Origin of the sequence: Streptomyces sp. Y1 (assembly GCF_041053115.1) — a bacterium.
Classification (GTDB): Bacteria; Actinomycetota; Actinomycetes; order Streptomycetales; family Streptomycetaceae; genus Kitasatospora; species Kitasatospora rubellomurina.
This window is the reverse complement of record NZ_CP163445.1, coordinates 5108076-5123061: the sequence shown is the minus strand read 5'-3', so window position 1 is coordinate 5123061 and position 14986 is coordinate 5108076. Positions and strand designations below refer to the sequence as shown.

At 73.2% G+C, this 14986-nt stretch carries 11 protein-coding genes; 5 read left to right on the top strand and 6 right to left on the bottom strand.

The window, feature by feature from the left end; translation table 11 throughout:
- Positions 1 to 111: 111 nt before the first annotated feature.
- Positions 112 to 2757, bottom strand: coding sequence for an aconitate hydratase AcnA (gene acnA, locus AB2U05_RS22130; protein ID WP_045696888.1), 2646 nt, complete (start codon positions 2755 to 2757; stop codon positions 112 to 114).
- A 322-nt stretch (positions 2758 to 3079) separates the two neighbouring features.
- Here acnA and AB2U05_RS22125 point away from each other — a divergent pair, with 322 nt between their 5' ends.
- From AB2U05_RS22125 to AB2U05_RS22110, 4 genes are all read left to right on the top strand, one after another.
- Positions 3080 to 3604 (top strand): SigE family RNA polymerase sigma factor, encoded by a 525-nt coding sequence (locus AB2U05_RS22125; protein WP_369184033.1) that lies wholly within the window; start codon positions 3080 to 3082, stop codon positions 3602 to 3604.
- Between the two features lie 52 nt (positions 3605 to 3656).
- Positions 3657 to 4682 carry a hypothetical protein gene (locus AB2U05_RS22120; protein WP_369184032.1) on the top strand — a complete coding sequence of 342 codons (1026 nt, stop codon included), beginning with the start codon at positions 3657 to 3659 and terminating at the stop codon, positions 4680 to 4682.
- Between the two features lie 60 nt (positions 4683 to 4742).
- Entirely contained in the window at positions 4743 to 5141 is a 399-nt protein-coding gene (locus AB2U05_RS22115; protein WP_369184031.1) for a type II toxin-antitoxin system VapC family toxin, read from the top strand.
- Between the two features lie 131 nt (positions 5142 to 5272).
- A complete protein-coding gene (locus tag AB2U05_RS22110) occupies positions 5273 to 5806 on the top strand; it encodes a hypothetical protein (protein ID WP_045696894.1) in 534 nt (177 codons plus the stop codon).
- Positions 5807 to 5857: 51 nt separating this feature from the next.
- On the opposite strand, the gene argF is transcribed toward AB2U05_RS22110, so the two are convergent.
- The 3 genes from argF to AB2U05_RS22095 form a co-directional block, all read right to left on the bottom strand.
- A complete protein-coding gene (gene argF, locus AB2U05_RS22105) occupies positions 5858 to 6859 on the bottom strand; it encodes an ornithine carbamoyltransferase (RefSeq protein ID WP_045710129.1) in 1002 nt (333 codons plus the stop codon).
- A 136-nt stretch (positions 6860 to 6995) separates the two neighbouring features.
- Complete coding sequence (locus AB2U05_RS22100; RefSeq protein ID WP_369184030.1) at positions 6996 to 9617, bottom strand: polynucleotide kinase-phosphatase; 2622 nt, start codon at positions 9615 to 9617, stop codon at positions 6996 to 6998.
- Complete coding sequence (locus AB2U05_RS22095; RefSeq protein ID WP_369184029.1) at positions 9614 to 11287, bottom strand: 3' terminal RNA ribose 2'-O-methyltransferase Hen1; 1674 nt, start codon at positions 11285 to 11287, stop codon at positions 9614 to 9616. The genes AB2U05_RS22100 and AB2U05_RS22095 overlap by 4 nt, the downstream gene beginning before the upstream one ends.
- Positions 11288 to 11417: 130 nt before the next feature.
- Here AB2U05_RS22095 and dapD point away from each other — a divergent pair, with 130 nt between their 5' ends.
- On the top strand, positions 11418 to 12410 hold the full coding sequence (dapD, locus tag AB2U05_RS22090) for a 2,3,4,5-tetrahydropyridine-2,6-dicarboxylate N-succinyltransferase (protein ID WP_045696900.1): 993 nt from the start codon (positions 11418 to 11420) through the stop codon (positions 12408 to 12410).
- A gap of 73 nt (positions 12411 to 12483) precedes the next feature.
- Here the strand turns inward: dapD and AB2U05_RS22085 are convergent, their stop codons facing one another.
- Positions 12484 to 12840 (bottom strand): DUF6087 family protein, encoded by a 357-nt coding sequence (locus AB2U05_RS22085; protein WP_369184028.1) that lies wholly within the window; start codon positions 12838 to 12840, stop codon positions 12484 to 12486.
- 74 nt (positions 12841 to 12914) lie between these two features.
- On the bottom strand, positions 12915 to 13820 hold the full coding sequence (locus AB2U05_RS22080) for a UTP--glucose-1-phosphate uridylyltransferase (protein WP_045696904.1): 906 nt from the start codon (positions 13818 to 13820) through the stop codon (positions 12915 to 12917).
- Between the last annotated feature and the right edge of the window lie 1166 nt (positions 13821 to 14986).

Sequence of the window (14986 nt, the reverse complement as noted above, 5' to 3'; positions counted from 1 at the left end):
GTGGCCGTACAGCGGGGCGCCGAGCGCCCGTTCCCCGAGGGCGCGGCACGCGAAAAAGGGGGCCGGGCCCGCGAGGTCGCGGGCCCGGCCCCCTTTCAGGAGCTACCGGACTCAGCCGATGAGCGAGCGCAGCACGTACTGCAGGATGCCGCCGTTGCGGTAGTAGTCCGCCTCACCGGGGGTGTCGATGCGCACGACCGCGTCGAACTCCTTGTCACCGGCCTTGACCTTGACGGTCTTCGGGGTGCGGCCCTCGTTGAGCTCGGTCACGCCGGTGATGGAGAAGGTCTCCTCGCCGGTCAGGCCGAGGGACTCGGCGTTCTCGCCCTCCGGGAACTGCAGCGGCAGGACGCCCATGCCGATCAGGTTCGAGCGGTGGATGCGCTCGTACGACTCGGCGATGACGGCCTTGACGCCCAGCAGCGCGGTGCCCTTGGCGGCCCAGTCGCGGGACGAGCCGGAGCCGTACTCCTTGCCGGCCAGGACGACCAGCGGGATGCCGGCGGCCTGGTAGTTCTGCGAGGCGTCGTAGATGAACGACACCGGCGCGTCGGCCTGGGTGAAGTCGCGGGTGTAGCCGCCCTCGGTGCCCGGCGCGATCTGGTTGCGCAGGCGGATGTTGGCGAAGGTGCCGCGGATCATCACCTCGTGGTTGCCACGACGGGAACCGTAGGAGTTGAAGTCGCGCTTGTCGACACCGTTGGCGGTCAGGTACTGCGCCGCCGGGGTGCCCGGCTTGATGTTGCCGGCCGGGGAGATGTGGTCGGTGGTGACCGAGTCGCCCAGCTTGGCCAGGACGCGGGCGCCGGCGATGTCGGTCACCGGGCTCGGGGTCTTGGCCATGCCCTCGAAGTACGGGGGCTTGCGGACGTAGGTGGACTCGGCGTCCCACTCGAAGGTGTTGCCGGTCGGGACCGGGAGCGACTGCCAGCGGTGGTCGCCGGCGAAGACGTCCTGGTAGCCCTTGTCGAACATCGCCTCGTCGATGGAGCCGGCGACCGTGTCGGCGACCTCCTGCTCGGACGGCCAGATGTCGGCGAGGAAGACGTCGTTGCCGTCGGCGTCCTGGCCCAGGGCGTCCTTGGTGATGTCGACGTTCATGTTGCCGGCGAGGGCGTAGGCGACCACCAGCGGCGGGGAGGCCAGGTAGTTCATCTTGACGTCGGGGTTGATCCGGCCCTCGAAGTTGCGGTTGCCGGAGAGCACCGAGACGACGGCCAGGTCGGCCTCGTTGACGGCGGCCGAGACCTCCTCGGGCAGCGGGCCCGAGTTGCCGATGCAGGTGACGCAGCCGTAGCCGACCAGGTTGAAGCCCAGCTTCTCCATGTACGGGAGCAGGCCGGCCTTCTCGTAGTAGTCCATGACGACCTTGGAGCCGGGCGCCAGGGTGGTCTTGACCCAGGGCTTGACGTGCAGGCCCTTCTCCACGGCCTTCTTCGCCAGCAGGGCGGCGCCCAGCATGACGGAGGGGTTGGAGGTGTTGGTGCAGGAGGTGATCGAGGCGATCACGACCGCGCCGTTGTCGATCTCGTAGGTCGAGCCGTCGGGGGCGGTGACGGCGGTCGGCTTCGAGGCCTCGGCGGAGTAGGTCGGCAGCGCCTCGGCGAACTTGCTCGCGGCCTCGGCCAGGATCACGCGGTCCTGCGGGCGCTTCGGGCCGGAGATCGACGGGACGACGGTGGAGACGTCCAGCTCCAGGTACTCCGAGTACACCGGCTCGTGGGCCGGGTTGTGCCAGAGGCCCTGCTCCTTGGCGTACGCCTCGACCAGGGCGAGCTGCTGCTCGTCGCGGCCGGTCAGGCGCAGGTAGTTGATGGTCTCGGCGTCGATCGGGAAGATCGCGCAGGTCGAGCCGAACTCCGGCGACATGTTGCCGATGGTGGCGCGGTTGGCCAGCGGGATGGCGCCGATGCCGTCGCCGTAGAACTCGACGAACTTGCCGACCACACCGTGCTTGCGCAGCATCTCGGTGATGGTGAGCACCAGGTCGGTGGCGGTGGTGCCGGCCGGCAGCTCGCCGGTCAGCTTGAAGCCGACCACGCGCGGGATCAGCATGGAGACCGGCTGGCCGAGCATCGCGGCCTCGGCCTCGATGCCGCCGACGCCCCAGCCCAGCACGCCCAGGCCGTTGACCATGGTGGTGTGCGAGTCGGTGCCGACGCAGGTGTCCGGGTAGGCCTGGCCGCCGCGGACCATGACGGTGCGGGCCAGGTGCTCGATGTTCACCTGGTGGACGATGCCGGTGCCCGGCGGGACGACCTTGAACTCGTCGAAGGCGGTCTGGCCCCAGCGCAGGAACTGGTAGCGCTCCTTGTTGCGGCCGTACTCGATCTCGACGTTCTGGGTGAACGCGTCCTTGGTGCCGAACTTGTCGGCGATGACCGAGTGGTCGATGACCAGCTCGGCCGGGGCCAGCGGGTTGATCTTGGCCGGGTCGCCGCCCAGCTCCTTGACGGCCTCGCGCATGGTGGCGAGGTCGACCACGCACGGCACGCCGGTGAAGTCCTGCATGATCACGCGGGCCGGCGTGAACTGGATCTCCTGGCTCGGCTGGGCGTTCTCGTCCCAGTTGCCGAGGGCGCGGATGTGGTCGGCGGTGATGTTCGCGCCGTCCTCCGTGCGGAGCAGGTTCTCCAGCAGCACCTTGAGGCTGTAGGGCAGCCGCTCGGAACCCTCGACGGCGGAGAGCTTGAAGATCTCGTACGACTCGTCGCCCACCTGCAGCGAGCTGCGGGCGTCGAAGCTGTTCGCGGACACGACTGACTCCTTCTGGGTGCTTCGTGCGGTATCCGGCGCGCACGCGGTGGTAAGGTCAGCCTTACTTAGGCTTGCCTTGCCGCGTCACCGGCGAGCGCCTCTCGGCAAGTATCTTGATGTCGAGATAAATCGTAAGGGGCAGTTATCTCGATGTCGAGATAAACCATAGTGCATGCCGCCGTCCACACCACCGCAGGCATGCCCCCGGTCCACCTTCACCTCCTTTCGCCCCGCCCGCACCCGTAACGTCCGCGCCGGGCTCGGGCGTCCAGTCGGGCACAGGGGCGGACGACGCCCGGCACACGGGGTGCGAGGGGACAGCGTGATCCGGAAGACACGACGGGCCGAGGAGGCCGCGGAGTTCGAGGCCTTCGCGCACAGCCGGGGGCAGCGGCTCTTCCGCACCGCACTGCTGCTCTGCGGCGACTGGCACCTGGCCGAGGACCTCACCCAGGTCACCCTCGCCAAGCTCTTCGCCGCCTGGCCCAAGGTCCGCCGCGCCGAGAACCAGGACGCCTACGCCCGCAGCGCCCTCGTGCGCAGCTACCTCTCGCACCGCAGGCTGCGCCGCACCGGCGAACGGCCTTCCCTCGGCGAACTCCCCGAAGGCGTCGCCCCCGGCGACGACCCGGCCCTGCGGATCACCCTGCTCACCGCGCTCGCCGAACTCACGCCCCGCGACCGGGCCGTCCTCGTCCTGCGCTACTGGGAGGACCGCAGCGTCGCCGAGACCGCCGCCGAACTCGGCCTCAACCAGGGCGCCGTCCGCGCCCAGTCGCTGCGCGCCCTCGGCCGGCTGCGCGCCGCCCTCGGCCCGGACGCCGCCGAGCACCTCGCCCGCTCCTGACGCCCTCCGCACCACCTTCCGTGCAGTTCCCCGTCGGAAAGGAACCCCAGCCATGAACGAACCGGACGCGGACGGCCGCAAGCTGTCCGCCGCCTTCGAACGGACGATGGACGGCCTCGGCCCCGAGCTCGGCCCGCTGGTCGCCGCCAGCGCCCGGCAGGGCCGCTCGATCCGCCGCCGGCGCCGCCTCACCGTCGCCGGTGCCGTCACCGCCGTGGCCGCCGTGGCCGCCCTGGCCATCGGCGGCACCGTCGCCCTGCGGCCGGGCGACGGCGGCACGACGGCGGTCGGACTGTCCGCCGCCTCCCCCACCGCCTCGCCCAGCGGCACCGACACCCCCGCGCCGACCCCGAGCCGGCGCTTCCCGCAGCCGCTCCAGCGCACCGAGGACACCGTCGAACCCCCGCTGCCGGGCAGCGGCCAGCACACCGGCAAGGTCGCCCTGACCGGCCGCACCGCCCTGTCCGCCCTCGTCAAGGCACTGCCCCCGGCCGGCCGGACCTCCGGCTACTCCGGCCACTCCGCACTGATCAAGGCCAACGCCGCCGACCCCGGCAGCGTGCTGACCATGGCCAACATGCTCTACGACGACGGCGCCGGCCCCGCCGACGTCCGGATCATGATCGAAGGAGGCCTCGGGGACCGCCTCAAGCGCGACTCCCACCCCAACGAGGACGACCTGATGAGCTGCTCGGTCATCAACCGGGGCGGCCAGTTCCGCTACTGCTCCGACACCGTGCTCCCGGACGGCGGCCACCTGCTGCTCATCGAACGGACCACCGGCGACACCCTCTCCCGCGAGGCCAGCCTGCTGCGCGCCGACCGAACCAGGGTCACGGTCAGCACCACCAACACGGCCGAGGTCGCCGACCACGCCAAGGTCCAGGTGGTCCGCGAGGGACTGCCGCTCACCCTCGACCAGCTGAAGGCCGCCGCGATGTCCCCCGGCCTGCCGGAGTGGATCACCCCCGAGCAGGCCAAGGACGCCGAGCACACGATCCGCCCGTTCCGCGACGACACCCCCGGGCGGACCGGGCCGTCCACCTCCGCGACCCCGAAACCCGGCGCCACCGGGTGACACCCCGACCGGTACGGTGGCCGGAGTGGTGACAGGCAGAGGGGGCCGACAGTGATCGTGGTGGACGCGTCCGCGCTGGTGCTGGCGCTGGCCGACCAGGGCCCGCGCGGAACCAACGCCCGGGCCGAACTCGCCGCCGGCGGCGAGTGGTTGGCCCCCGAGCACATCACCGTCGAAGTGATGCAGTCACTGCGCGGCCTCTACCTGGCCAAGGAGCTCACCGCCGCACGGGTCGCCGAACTCACCGGCGAGCTGGCCGCGGTGGCGATCCGCAAGGTCGAGGTGGCGCCGCTGCTCGGCCGGATCTGGGAGCTCAAGGACAACCTCACCCCGGACGACGCCGCCTACGTCGCGGTCGCCGAGCGGTACGGGGTGCCGCTGGTCACCGCCGACCTGCGGCTGATGCGGGCCAGCGGGCCGCGCTGCGAGATCCGGGGCATCCGACCGGACGCCTCCTGACGGCCGGACGCGTACCCGCAACGACGTCAACGGCGTCCTCCCACGGCCGACACCGTTGACAGGCCGACACCCTTGGCAGGGCGACACCGTTAGCAGGGCGACCGTCGCCCCGCCCCCGGAAGGCCCGCCCGATGACCGCTCCGCTCGCCGCCGCCCTGCTGCCGCTGGCCCTGCTCGCCCCGGCCGCCTCGCCGGTCTCCGTCGTCGACGCCGACTTCGACCCGGCCACCGCGTTCGTCCCGCCGGCCGCGATCAGCTACGCCCAGGACCTGGTCCCGTACGGCTCGCACGCCCGGGTGGTCACCGATCGCTCGACGCCCGGGCGGACGGTGCTCACCCTGACGGCGACCGGGCTGGCCCCCGCCCACGAGTTCCCGGTGCACCTGCACACCGGCAGCTGCGGGGCCGACCCGGCCGCCTCCGGGCCGCACTACCAGGACGCCGTCGACCCGGTGCAGCCGTCCACCGACCCGGCGTACGCCAACGCCCGCAACGAGCTGCGGATGGTGCTGCGCACCGACGCGCACGGCGACGGCACCGCCTCGGCCGCCGTGGCGTGGCAGCCGCGGCCGGGCGGGGCGCGCTCGCTGGTGCTGCACGCGGGCACCCCGGCCGGGCCGCACGCGGCGGGCGACCGGGTGGCCTGCGTGAAGCTGGAGAAGTAGTCGGGCCCTCTCGGCGAGGCCCTCTCGGCGGGGCCCTCGTCGGGCGCCCGCTCAGGCGCCGAGGGTGGCGACCAGCACCGCCTTGATGGTGTGCAGCCGGTTCTCGGCCTGGTCGAAGACCACGGAGTGCGCCGACTCGAACAGCTCGTCGGTGCACTCCAGCTCGGTCATGCCGGTCGCCTCGTACATCTGCCGCCCGAGCGAGGTGCCGAGGTCGTGGAAGGCCGGCAGGCAGTGCAGGAACTTCACGTCCGGGTTGCCGGTGGCCCGGACGGTGTCCATGGACACCTGGTACGGCCTGAGCAGCTCGATCCGCTCGGCCCAGACCTCCTTGGGCTCGCCCATCGACACCCAGACGTCCGTGTAGAGGAAGTCGGCGCCGGCCACCCCGGCGGCCACGTCCTCGGTCAGGGTGATCCGGGCGCCGCTGCGCTCGGCCAGGGCCTGCGCCGCCTTCTGCACGTCCTCGGCCGGCCAGAGCGCGCGCGGGGCGACGATCCGGATGTCCATGCCGAGCAGGGCGCCGGTGACCAGCAGCGAGTTGCCCATGTTGGAGCGGGCGTCGCCGAGGTAGGCGAGCGCGACCTCGGTGAGCGGCTTGGCGGTGTGCTCGGTGACGGTGAGCACGTCGGCCAGCATCTGGGTGGGGTGCCACTCGTCCGTCAGACCGTTCCAGACCGGGACGCCGGCGTACTCGGCCAGCTCCTCGACGACCTCCTGGCCGTGGCCGCGGTACTCGATGCCGTCGAACATCCGGCCCAGCACCCGGGCGGTGTCCTTGACGGACTCCTTGTGGCCCATCTGCGAGCCGGCCGGGTCCAGGTAGGTGGTGGTGGCGCCCTGGTCGTGGGCCGCGACCTCGAAGGCGCAGCGGGTGCGGGTGGAGGTCTTCTCGAAGATCAGCGCGATGTTCTTGCCGCGCAGCCGGGGCTGCTCGGTGCCCGCGTACTTGGCCGCCTTCAGGGAGGCGGCGAGGTCGACCAGGAAGCGGAACTCCTGGGGCGTGAAGTCGAGCTCCTTGAGGAAGTGCCTGTTCCGGAGGTTGAAGGCCATGCCGGGCTCCTGGTGTGACGTGGACGTTGACGGGATCGAGCGGAAGGCGGCAAGTGTATACGAGAGTACGAATTTATATGCAGAATCGAGGAGGGAGAGGGGGAGCCCCGGACGGAACTCCCCCTCACGGCCGCCGCTACAGGCGCGGGTCGACCGGCTCCGACTCCAGCGCCAGCACCGCGAACACCGGCTCGTGCACCCGCCACAGCGGCTCCCCCGCCGCCAGCCGGTCCAGCGCCTCCAGGCCCAGCGCGTACTCGCGCAGCGCCAGCGACCGCTTGTGGCCGAGCGCGCGCTCGCGCAGCCGGTCCAGGTGCTCGGTGTAGTCCGGACCGTAGATGATCCGCAGGTACTCCCGGCCGCGCACCTTCACGCCCGGCTGCACCAGGCCGCCCGGGCGGCCCTCGCCGCGGACCGTCCGCACCAGCGAGGCCAGCGGCTTGACCACCATGCCCTCGCCGCCCGCACCGGTCAGCTCCTCCCACCAGGCGGTGCCGGCGGCCACCGAGGCCTCGTCCCCGGTGTCGACCAGCAGCCGGCCGGTGCGCCGCAGCACCTGCGTCCCCACCTCCGCCGACCCGGCCTCGTCGGCGTCGACCAGGCGGTCGATCCGGGCCAGGTGCTCGTCGTGCGGGCGCACCGCGAGGTTCACGCCCTCCGCGGCGAGCAGCTGGAACGGCGCTAGCCGGATGCCCGACAGCCCCTCGGTCGGCCAGCAGTAGCGCCGGTACGCCTCGGTGAAGGCCCGCGCGTCCGCCGAGCGCCGCCGCTGCCGGGCGGTCAGCTCCGCCAGGTCCAGCCCGCGCCCGGCGGCCCGCTCCAGCGCGGACAGCACCTCGGGCAGCGCGGCGCCGGCCGCCGCGCCGACCGCCGCGTACTGGCGGCGCAGCAGCTCCACGGCCTTCAGCGACCACGGCATCAGCTCGGCGTCCAGCAGCAGCCAGTCGGTGCCCAACTCCTCGAACAGGCCCGCCCGTTCGGCCGCCGACCGGACCCGGCCGAGGATCGCCCCGGTCAGCCCGTCGTCGGCCAGGAAGGCCCGGCCGGTCCGGGTCCAGATCGCGCCCGGGCCGGCCGCACCGAAGCGCCGCTCCAGCGCCGCGTCGTCCCGGGAGACCAGCAGCACCGCGCGCGAGCCCATGTGCTTCTCCTCGCACAGGACGTGCCGCACGCCGTCCGCGCGGTAGGCCGCGAACGCGTCCTCCGGGTGCTCCAGGTAGCCGTCCCGGCGGGACGTCGGGGTGGGCGCCATCGTCGGCGGCAGGTAGGCGAGCAGCCGCGGATCCAGCGCGAAACGGCTCATCACCTCCAGCGCGGCCGCCGCGTTCTCCTCCCGGACGGCGATCCGGCCGTGCAGGGCGGTCTCGACGATCCGGCGGCCCGCCACGTCGGCGAGGTCCAGCGGACGGCCCTCGCGGGCGCCCGGCGCGTCCGTGACCAGCGGGCGCACCGGCGCGTACCACTCCCGCTCCGCCTCGACGCCCACCAGCTCGCGCTCCGGGTAGCGCAGCGCCGTCAGGCTGCCGCCGAAGACGCAGCCGGTGTCCAGGCAGATGGTGTTGTTGACGAAGCCCGCGGTCGGCACCGGGGTGTGGCCGTACACCACCAGCGCCCGGCCGCGGTACTCCTCCGCCCACGGGTAGCGCACCGGCAGGCCGTACTCGTCGGTCTCGCCGGTGGTCTCCCCGTACAGCGCGTGCGAGCGCACCCGGCCGGAGTTGCGGCCGTGGTACTTCTCCGGCAGACCGGCGTGGCAGACCACCAGGGCGCCGCCGTCCAGCACGTAGTGGCTGACCAGGCCGCGCATGAACGCGCGCGCCTCGGCCCTGAACTCGTCGGACTCCTGGGCCAGTTGGTCCAGCGACTCCCGCAGGCCGTGCGAGACGGTGACCTTCTTGCCGTCCAGCGCGCGGCCCAGCTTGTTCTCGTGGTTGCCGGGCACGCACAGCGCGTGGCCGGCCGCCACCATGCCCATCACCAGGCGCAGCACGCCCGGGGTGTCCGGGCCGCGGTCGACCAGGTCGCCGACGAACACGGCGGTACGGCCCCGCGGGTGGGCGGCGTCCACCGGGCGGCCCTCCTCGTCCCGGACGAGGGTGTACCCGAGGCGGGTCAGCAGGGTCTCCAACTCGGACCGGCAGCCGTGGATGTCGCCGACGATGTCGAACGGGCCGGTCAGGTGGCGCAGGTCGTTGTAGCGCTTCTCCAGCTCGATCTCGGCCGCCGCCACCTCGGCCTCTCCGCGCAGGACGTGCACCTTGCGGAAGCCCTCGCGCTCCAGGCCCCGCAGCGACCTGCGCAACTCGCGGTTCTGGCGCGGGATCACGTGCGCGGGCAACTGCCGGTCCGGGCGGGAGCGGTTGCGCTCGGCACACACCCCCGGCGGGACGTCCAGCACGATCGCGATCGGCAGCACGTCGTGCTCGCGGGCGATCGCGACCAGCTGTCGGCGCGCCTCCGGCTGGACGTTGGTGGCGTCCACCACGGTCAGGCGGCCCGCCGCGAGGCGCTTGCCGACGATGTAGTGCAGCACGTCGAAGGCCTCGGCGGAGGCCGACTGGTCGTTCTCGTCGTCGGCCACCAGGCCGCGGCAGAAGTCCGAGGAGACCACCTGGGTGGGCAGGAAGTGGCGGCGGGCGAAGGTGGACTTGCCCGCGCCGCTGGTGCCGATCAGCACGACCAGGGAGACGTCGGTGACGGGGAGGCGGCGGGGGGCCGCCGGCTCCTGGTCGGGCTTCGGCGCTGCGTCATCGGTCATCGGGGCTCGCCTCCTTCGGGCTTCGCGGGGGTGCCGCTCTCGGTCGTACCGTCGGTCGTGGCTTTGGTCGTGGCCTCGGTCGTGGCTTCGGTCGTACCTTCGACCGGGGCTTCGGCCGTGGCCTCGGTCGTGCCCGCGGTCGGGAACGTCGTACCCGCCGTGAACAGGGCCAGCTGGGTGGGCGCGCCGACCTCCCCGTCCTCCGGGCCGACCGGCCGCAGCTCCACCGCATAGCCGTACGCGGCCGCGACCTTCTCGGCCCAGGCGCGGAACTCGGCGCGGGACCACTCGAAACGGTGGTCCGCGTGCCGGTGCTCGCCCGCCGGCAGCGTCTCCCAGCGGACGTTGTACTCGGCGTTGGGTGTCGTGACGACCACCGCCCGCGGCCGGGCGGCGCCGAACACCGCGTACTCCAGGGCGGGCAGCCGCGGCAGGTCCAGGTGCTCGATCACCTCGCACAGCACCGCCGCGTCGTAGCCCTTCAGCCGCGCGTCGGTGTACGTCAGCGCGCCCTGCGCCAGCCGCACCCGGGACGCCTGCCGCTCCGGCAGCCGCTCCAGGCGCAGCTTGCGGCGCGCGGCCTGCAACGCGCGCACGGAGACGTCCACGCCGAGGACCTCGGTGAACCGGGAGTCCTTCAGCAGGGCACCGATCAACTCGCCCTGACCGCAGCCGAGATCGGCGACCCGGGCGGCGCCGGCCTCGTGCAGGGCGGCGAGGATCGCGGTGCGGCGCTGCTCGGCGAGGGACGGCGGCCTGGGCTGCTGCTCCTCCGCGGTGGACTCCGCGGTGGACTCCGCTGCGCCCTCCGGCGCGCTCTCCGGGGCCTCCTCGTCGGGGCGGTCGTCGACGGCGTTGTCGATCTCCTCGACCTCGCGGTCGTCCGCCTCCGCCAGCCGGGCCAGCTCCAGGCGCTCCATCGCGGCCCGGGTCAGCGACCAGCGCCGGGCCAGGTAGCGGCGGGTGATCAGGGCGCGCTCCGGGTGGTCGGCCAGCCAGCCCTCGCCGGCGGCGAGCAGCTTGTCCACCTCGTCCGGCGCGACCCAGTAGTGCTTGGCGCCGTCCAGCACCGGCAGCAGCACGTACAGCTGCTGCAGGGCGTCCGCCAGCCGGGCCGCGTCCGAGGACAGCTCGACCCGCACGTACCGGGACTCGCCCCACTCCGGGAACGCCTCGTCCAGCGGGACCGCCGCCGCCTCGACCCGCCAGCCCAGCGGCTCGAACAACCGGGCCACCATGGCCGGCCCGCCGCCCTCGCCCGCGCCGTTCGCCGGCACGGCGGGCAGCGCGATCCGCAACGGGCGGGCCCGGCCGGGCAGCTCGGGCCGCAGCGGGCAGTCGCCCTTCATCGCCGAGCGGAACACCGTGCGCAACGCCACCGCGAGCAGCGAGGACGCCGCGTACGGGCGGTCGTTGACGTACTGGGAGAGCGCGAAGTCCGGCGAGCCGCCACGGCCCTTGCCCCGGCCCTTGCGGACCAGCGCGACCGGGTCGACGTCCAGCAGCAGCGCGGCCGTGCACAGCTCCTCCCCCGCCTCGGGGTAGAAGACGTGCGCCTCGCCGTGCGACGTGCTGAACCGCTGGACCTTGCCGGGGTGCTTGTGCAGCAGGAACCCGAGATCCGTGGCCGGGCTCTCGGCGCTGCCGGTGGTGGAGATCGACATGAACACCCGAGCGAGTATCTCCGACCGCAGGGGCGCTGAGCACCGGGTTTTCCCGCCCGGCGGGTGCGCGCGGGCCGCGCGTCCGGACGCTGGGCGTGTTCGGCAGCGGGCCCCGGCATTGGTTAACGTGCTCGGTGTGACTGCTGAATCCACCACCCCCCGCCCGAACGGTGCCGTGGCCACCGGCCTGGCCACCATCGCCGCCGACGGCACCGTCCTCGACACCTGGTACCCGGCCCCCGCGCTGGCCGACGAGCCCGGCCCGGCCGGCACCGTCCGCCTGACCGCCGAGCAGGCCGAGGCCGAGCTCGGCGCCGGCGCCGCCGAGGCACTGCGCACCGACGCCCGCCGCGGCGTCGAGGTCGTCGCCGTGCGCACCACCATCGCCTCGCTCGACGAGAAGCCCCTCGACACGCACGACGTCTACCTGCGGCTGCACCTGCTCAGCCACCGCCTGGTCCAGCCGCACGGGCAGAACCTGGACGGCATCTTCGGGCTGCTCGCCAACGTCGCGTGGACCAGCATCGGCCCCGTCCCGGTGGACCAGGTCGAGCAGGCCCGCCTCGCGGTGCGCGCCCAGGGCGGCCAGCTGGCCGTGTACGGCGTCGACAAGTTCCCGCGGATGACCGACTACGTCGCCCCGGGCGGGGTGCGCATCGCGCACGCCGACCGCGTCCGGCTCGGCGCGCACCTGGCCGCCGGCACCACCGTGATGCACGAGGGCTTCGTCAACTTCAACGCCGGTACCCTCGGCACCTCGATGGTCGAGGGCCGGATCAGCGCGGGCGTCGTCGTCGGCGACCACAGCGACATCGGCGGCGGCGCCTCGATCATGGGCACCCTGTCCGGCGGCGGCAAGCAGGTCGTCTCGGTCGGCCAGCGCTGCCTGCTCGGCGCCAACGCGGGCATCGGCATCTCGCTCGGCAACGACTGCGTCGTCGAGGCCGGCCTGTACGTCACCGCCGGCACCCGGGTCACCACCCCGGACGGCACGGTCGCCAAGGCCGTCGAGCTGTCCGGGCAGGACAACCTGCTGTTCCGCCGCAACTCGCAGACCGGCGCGGTCGAGGTCATCGCCCGCTCCGGCTCCTGGGGCGGCCTGAACGCCGACCTGCACGCGCACAACTGACCTTCGGGGCACCGGATCCCGGGCCCGGACGCCGAATTCCCGGCGGCCGGGCCCGTTCGCTCTCCCGGGTGCTTCAGGACGGTTTGCGGTGGCGGCCCGGCGCCTTGTCCTGCCGACCCGGGGTCGGGTGGCCCGGGGTCGGGAGGCCCGGTGTCGGATGGCCCGGGGTCGACCCGTCCGACCTCACCACGCCGTCGCCCTCGACGCCGTACAGCGCCCGCTGCGCGGCGGCGTAGTCCTCCACCACCGCGTCGGGCAGCCACTGGTAGCCGTCCCAGCGCATGATCAGTCGCGGCTCGTCCGGCGTCACGTGGGCGCCGACGCGCTGCCCGTCCGCCAGCCGCACCGCCCGCAACTTCCCGACCGGGCGCCGCCGTTGCTCCCGCCGCGCGGCCCACTCCGCCAGCGACTCGTCCTCGTCCTCACGCATCGCCCCAGTCTGGCCTGCCGGGCGGCGGCGCGGCACCCGGCTTCACTCGTCCGGGGGACGGCGGCGTTCGCGAATCACCCTTCGTCGGGCGTGAGTTCGGCGGCGAGGCGGCGCAGCTCCGGCCCGTACTCGGGGTCGGCGAGGGCGGTGGCGAACTGGGCGCGCAGGTAGGCGACGGGGTTGCCGGTGTCGTACCAGGTGCCGTCGATGACCTGCCCGTACACGGCGCGGCGGGCCGCGTAGGCGTTGATCGCGTCGGTCAGGTACACCTCGTCCTCCGGCTTCTCGTGCCAGCGGCGGGTGAGTTCGCGGATCTCGTCGACGATGCCCGGGGTGACCACGTAGCCGCCGATGGCCGCGTAGGCGGACGGCGCGTCGGCCGGCTTCGGCTTCTCCACCAGGCCGCTGATCCGCAGCGACCCGCCGCCGAGGTCCTCCTTCACCACCGGCACGCCGTAGCGGTACGAGTCCTCCGGCGCCATCGGCATCAGCGCCAGCACCGGCGCGTTCGTCTGCTCGTACGCCCGGACCAGCTGCTGCGCGCGGGGCACCTCGGCGACGAACACGTCGTCCGGCCACAGCACCAGGAACGGCTCGTCCCCGAAGTGCCGCGCCGCGTTCAGCACCGGGGTGCCGTTGCCGTACGGGCCCTGCTGGTAGAGGTAGCTGATGTGGCCCTTGCGGGCCAGCTCCCCGATCTCCTCGACGGCGTCCGCGAACGCCGCCTTGCCGTCCCGGCGCAGCTGCTCGACCAGCACCGGGTTGGGGCGGAAGTGCTCCTGGATCAGGCTCTTGTCGCCCGACACGACGATGGTGATGTCGGTGACGCCGGAATCCACCAGCTCCCGGACGGTGTGCTCGATCACCGGCTTGTCCCCGACCGGCAGCATCTCCTTCGGGGTCGCCTTGGTCATGGGCAGCAGCCGGGAGCCCAGCCCCGCCGCCGGGATGACGGCACGGCGGATCGTCTTGGGAGCCATGTGACCCTCTCTCAGGTGTGTCGACACTCGCGCGCGGCCGCCGTCCCACCGCGGCCGTCTGCCGACGCTACCAACGCCGCGGGCATGATCATCCACCGTGCGGGATCGGGAAGTTGAACACCTTCGCACGGTCGGCCCAACAGCGCGGCGCGAGGTTGACGCCGGCTGCCACGGCCCGTCCGCCCGGGGGCCAATTTTCGCCCCTCATGGGTTGAGGGCCAGGCGGCTCAGCTTTTCAGCGGCACCCACCGATCGGCCCGCGCGAGAACCGCAAGCCGCACCCCGCCCCGAACCGGCTACCCCCTGAGGGGCCCTCTGGCTCCCTGTGCCGCAACCCGCGGCACCAAGGGCCAATTTTCACCCCGAGTCGCCCCAACATCGGCGGACGGACACCGCCCACCCCGAGGCCTTCCTGCCTCGGCGCCGCGAACTGGCGGCGCCGGGGCCAACATTTGCCCCTCTCGCATTTCCTTGGCCCCTCCCCCCTCCCCCACCCCCTGCCCACCCACCGCCCCAAGCCGCCACCCCAAAGCCGCCGCACCACCTCCTCCGGGCTGCTGGGCGCCGGGCACGCCAGCGCCCAGCAGCCACCAACCCACGAGTGCGCATGGAGGGCTCATCCCGCCGCCCCGCGCCACCGCGCGGGGCGGCGAACCCCTGGGCGCCTGCAATCACCGCACCTTGCAGAGCCGAGGCCATCCCCGAGGGCGGGCACCACGCCGCAGGACCGCTCTTCCCAGGGCCTCGGCGCCGCGGGCCCGCGGCGCCGAGGCCCAATATTTGCCCTCTCCCTCCACCCGCCCTTCCCTTGCTGCTCGGCGCCGGGCCCCGCCCGGCGCCGAGCAGACACCGCGGGCCGTCCTGAGCGCGCCCTTCCCTCCACCCTCCGCCCGCGGGCCGCCGCCCTCACCCACTTGTCCGCCGCCCGCCTCACCCACTCGCGCGCGCTCGCCTACCCGCCCGCCTACATGCCCGCCTACCTGCCCGCCTCGCCCACTCGGCGCCTAACGCAGGCCGCCCTGCGGCAGCAACCCCGGATCACCCGGGAGGCTTACCCCGTATCGGAGTTGGACCACATCGGGTGGCAGCCGGTGACCGGCCCCCGGAGCGGTTCGTTGAGTGCTGCGGCGGGGGCGCCTGCCCACGGTGGCCGGGCATCAGCCACC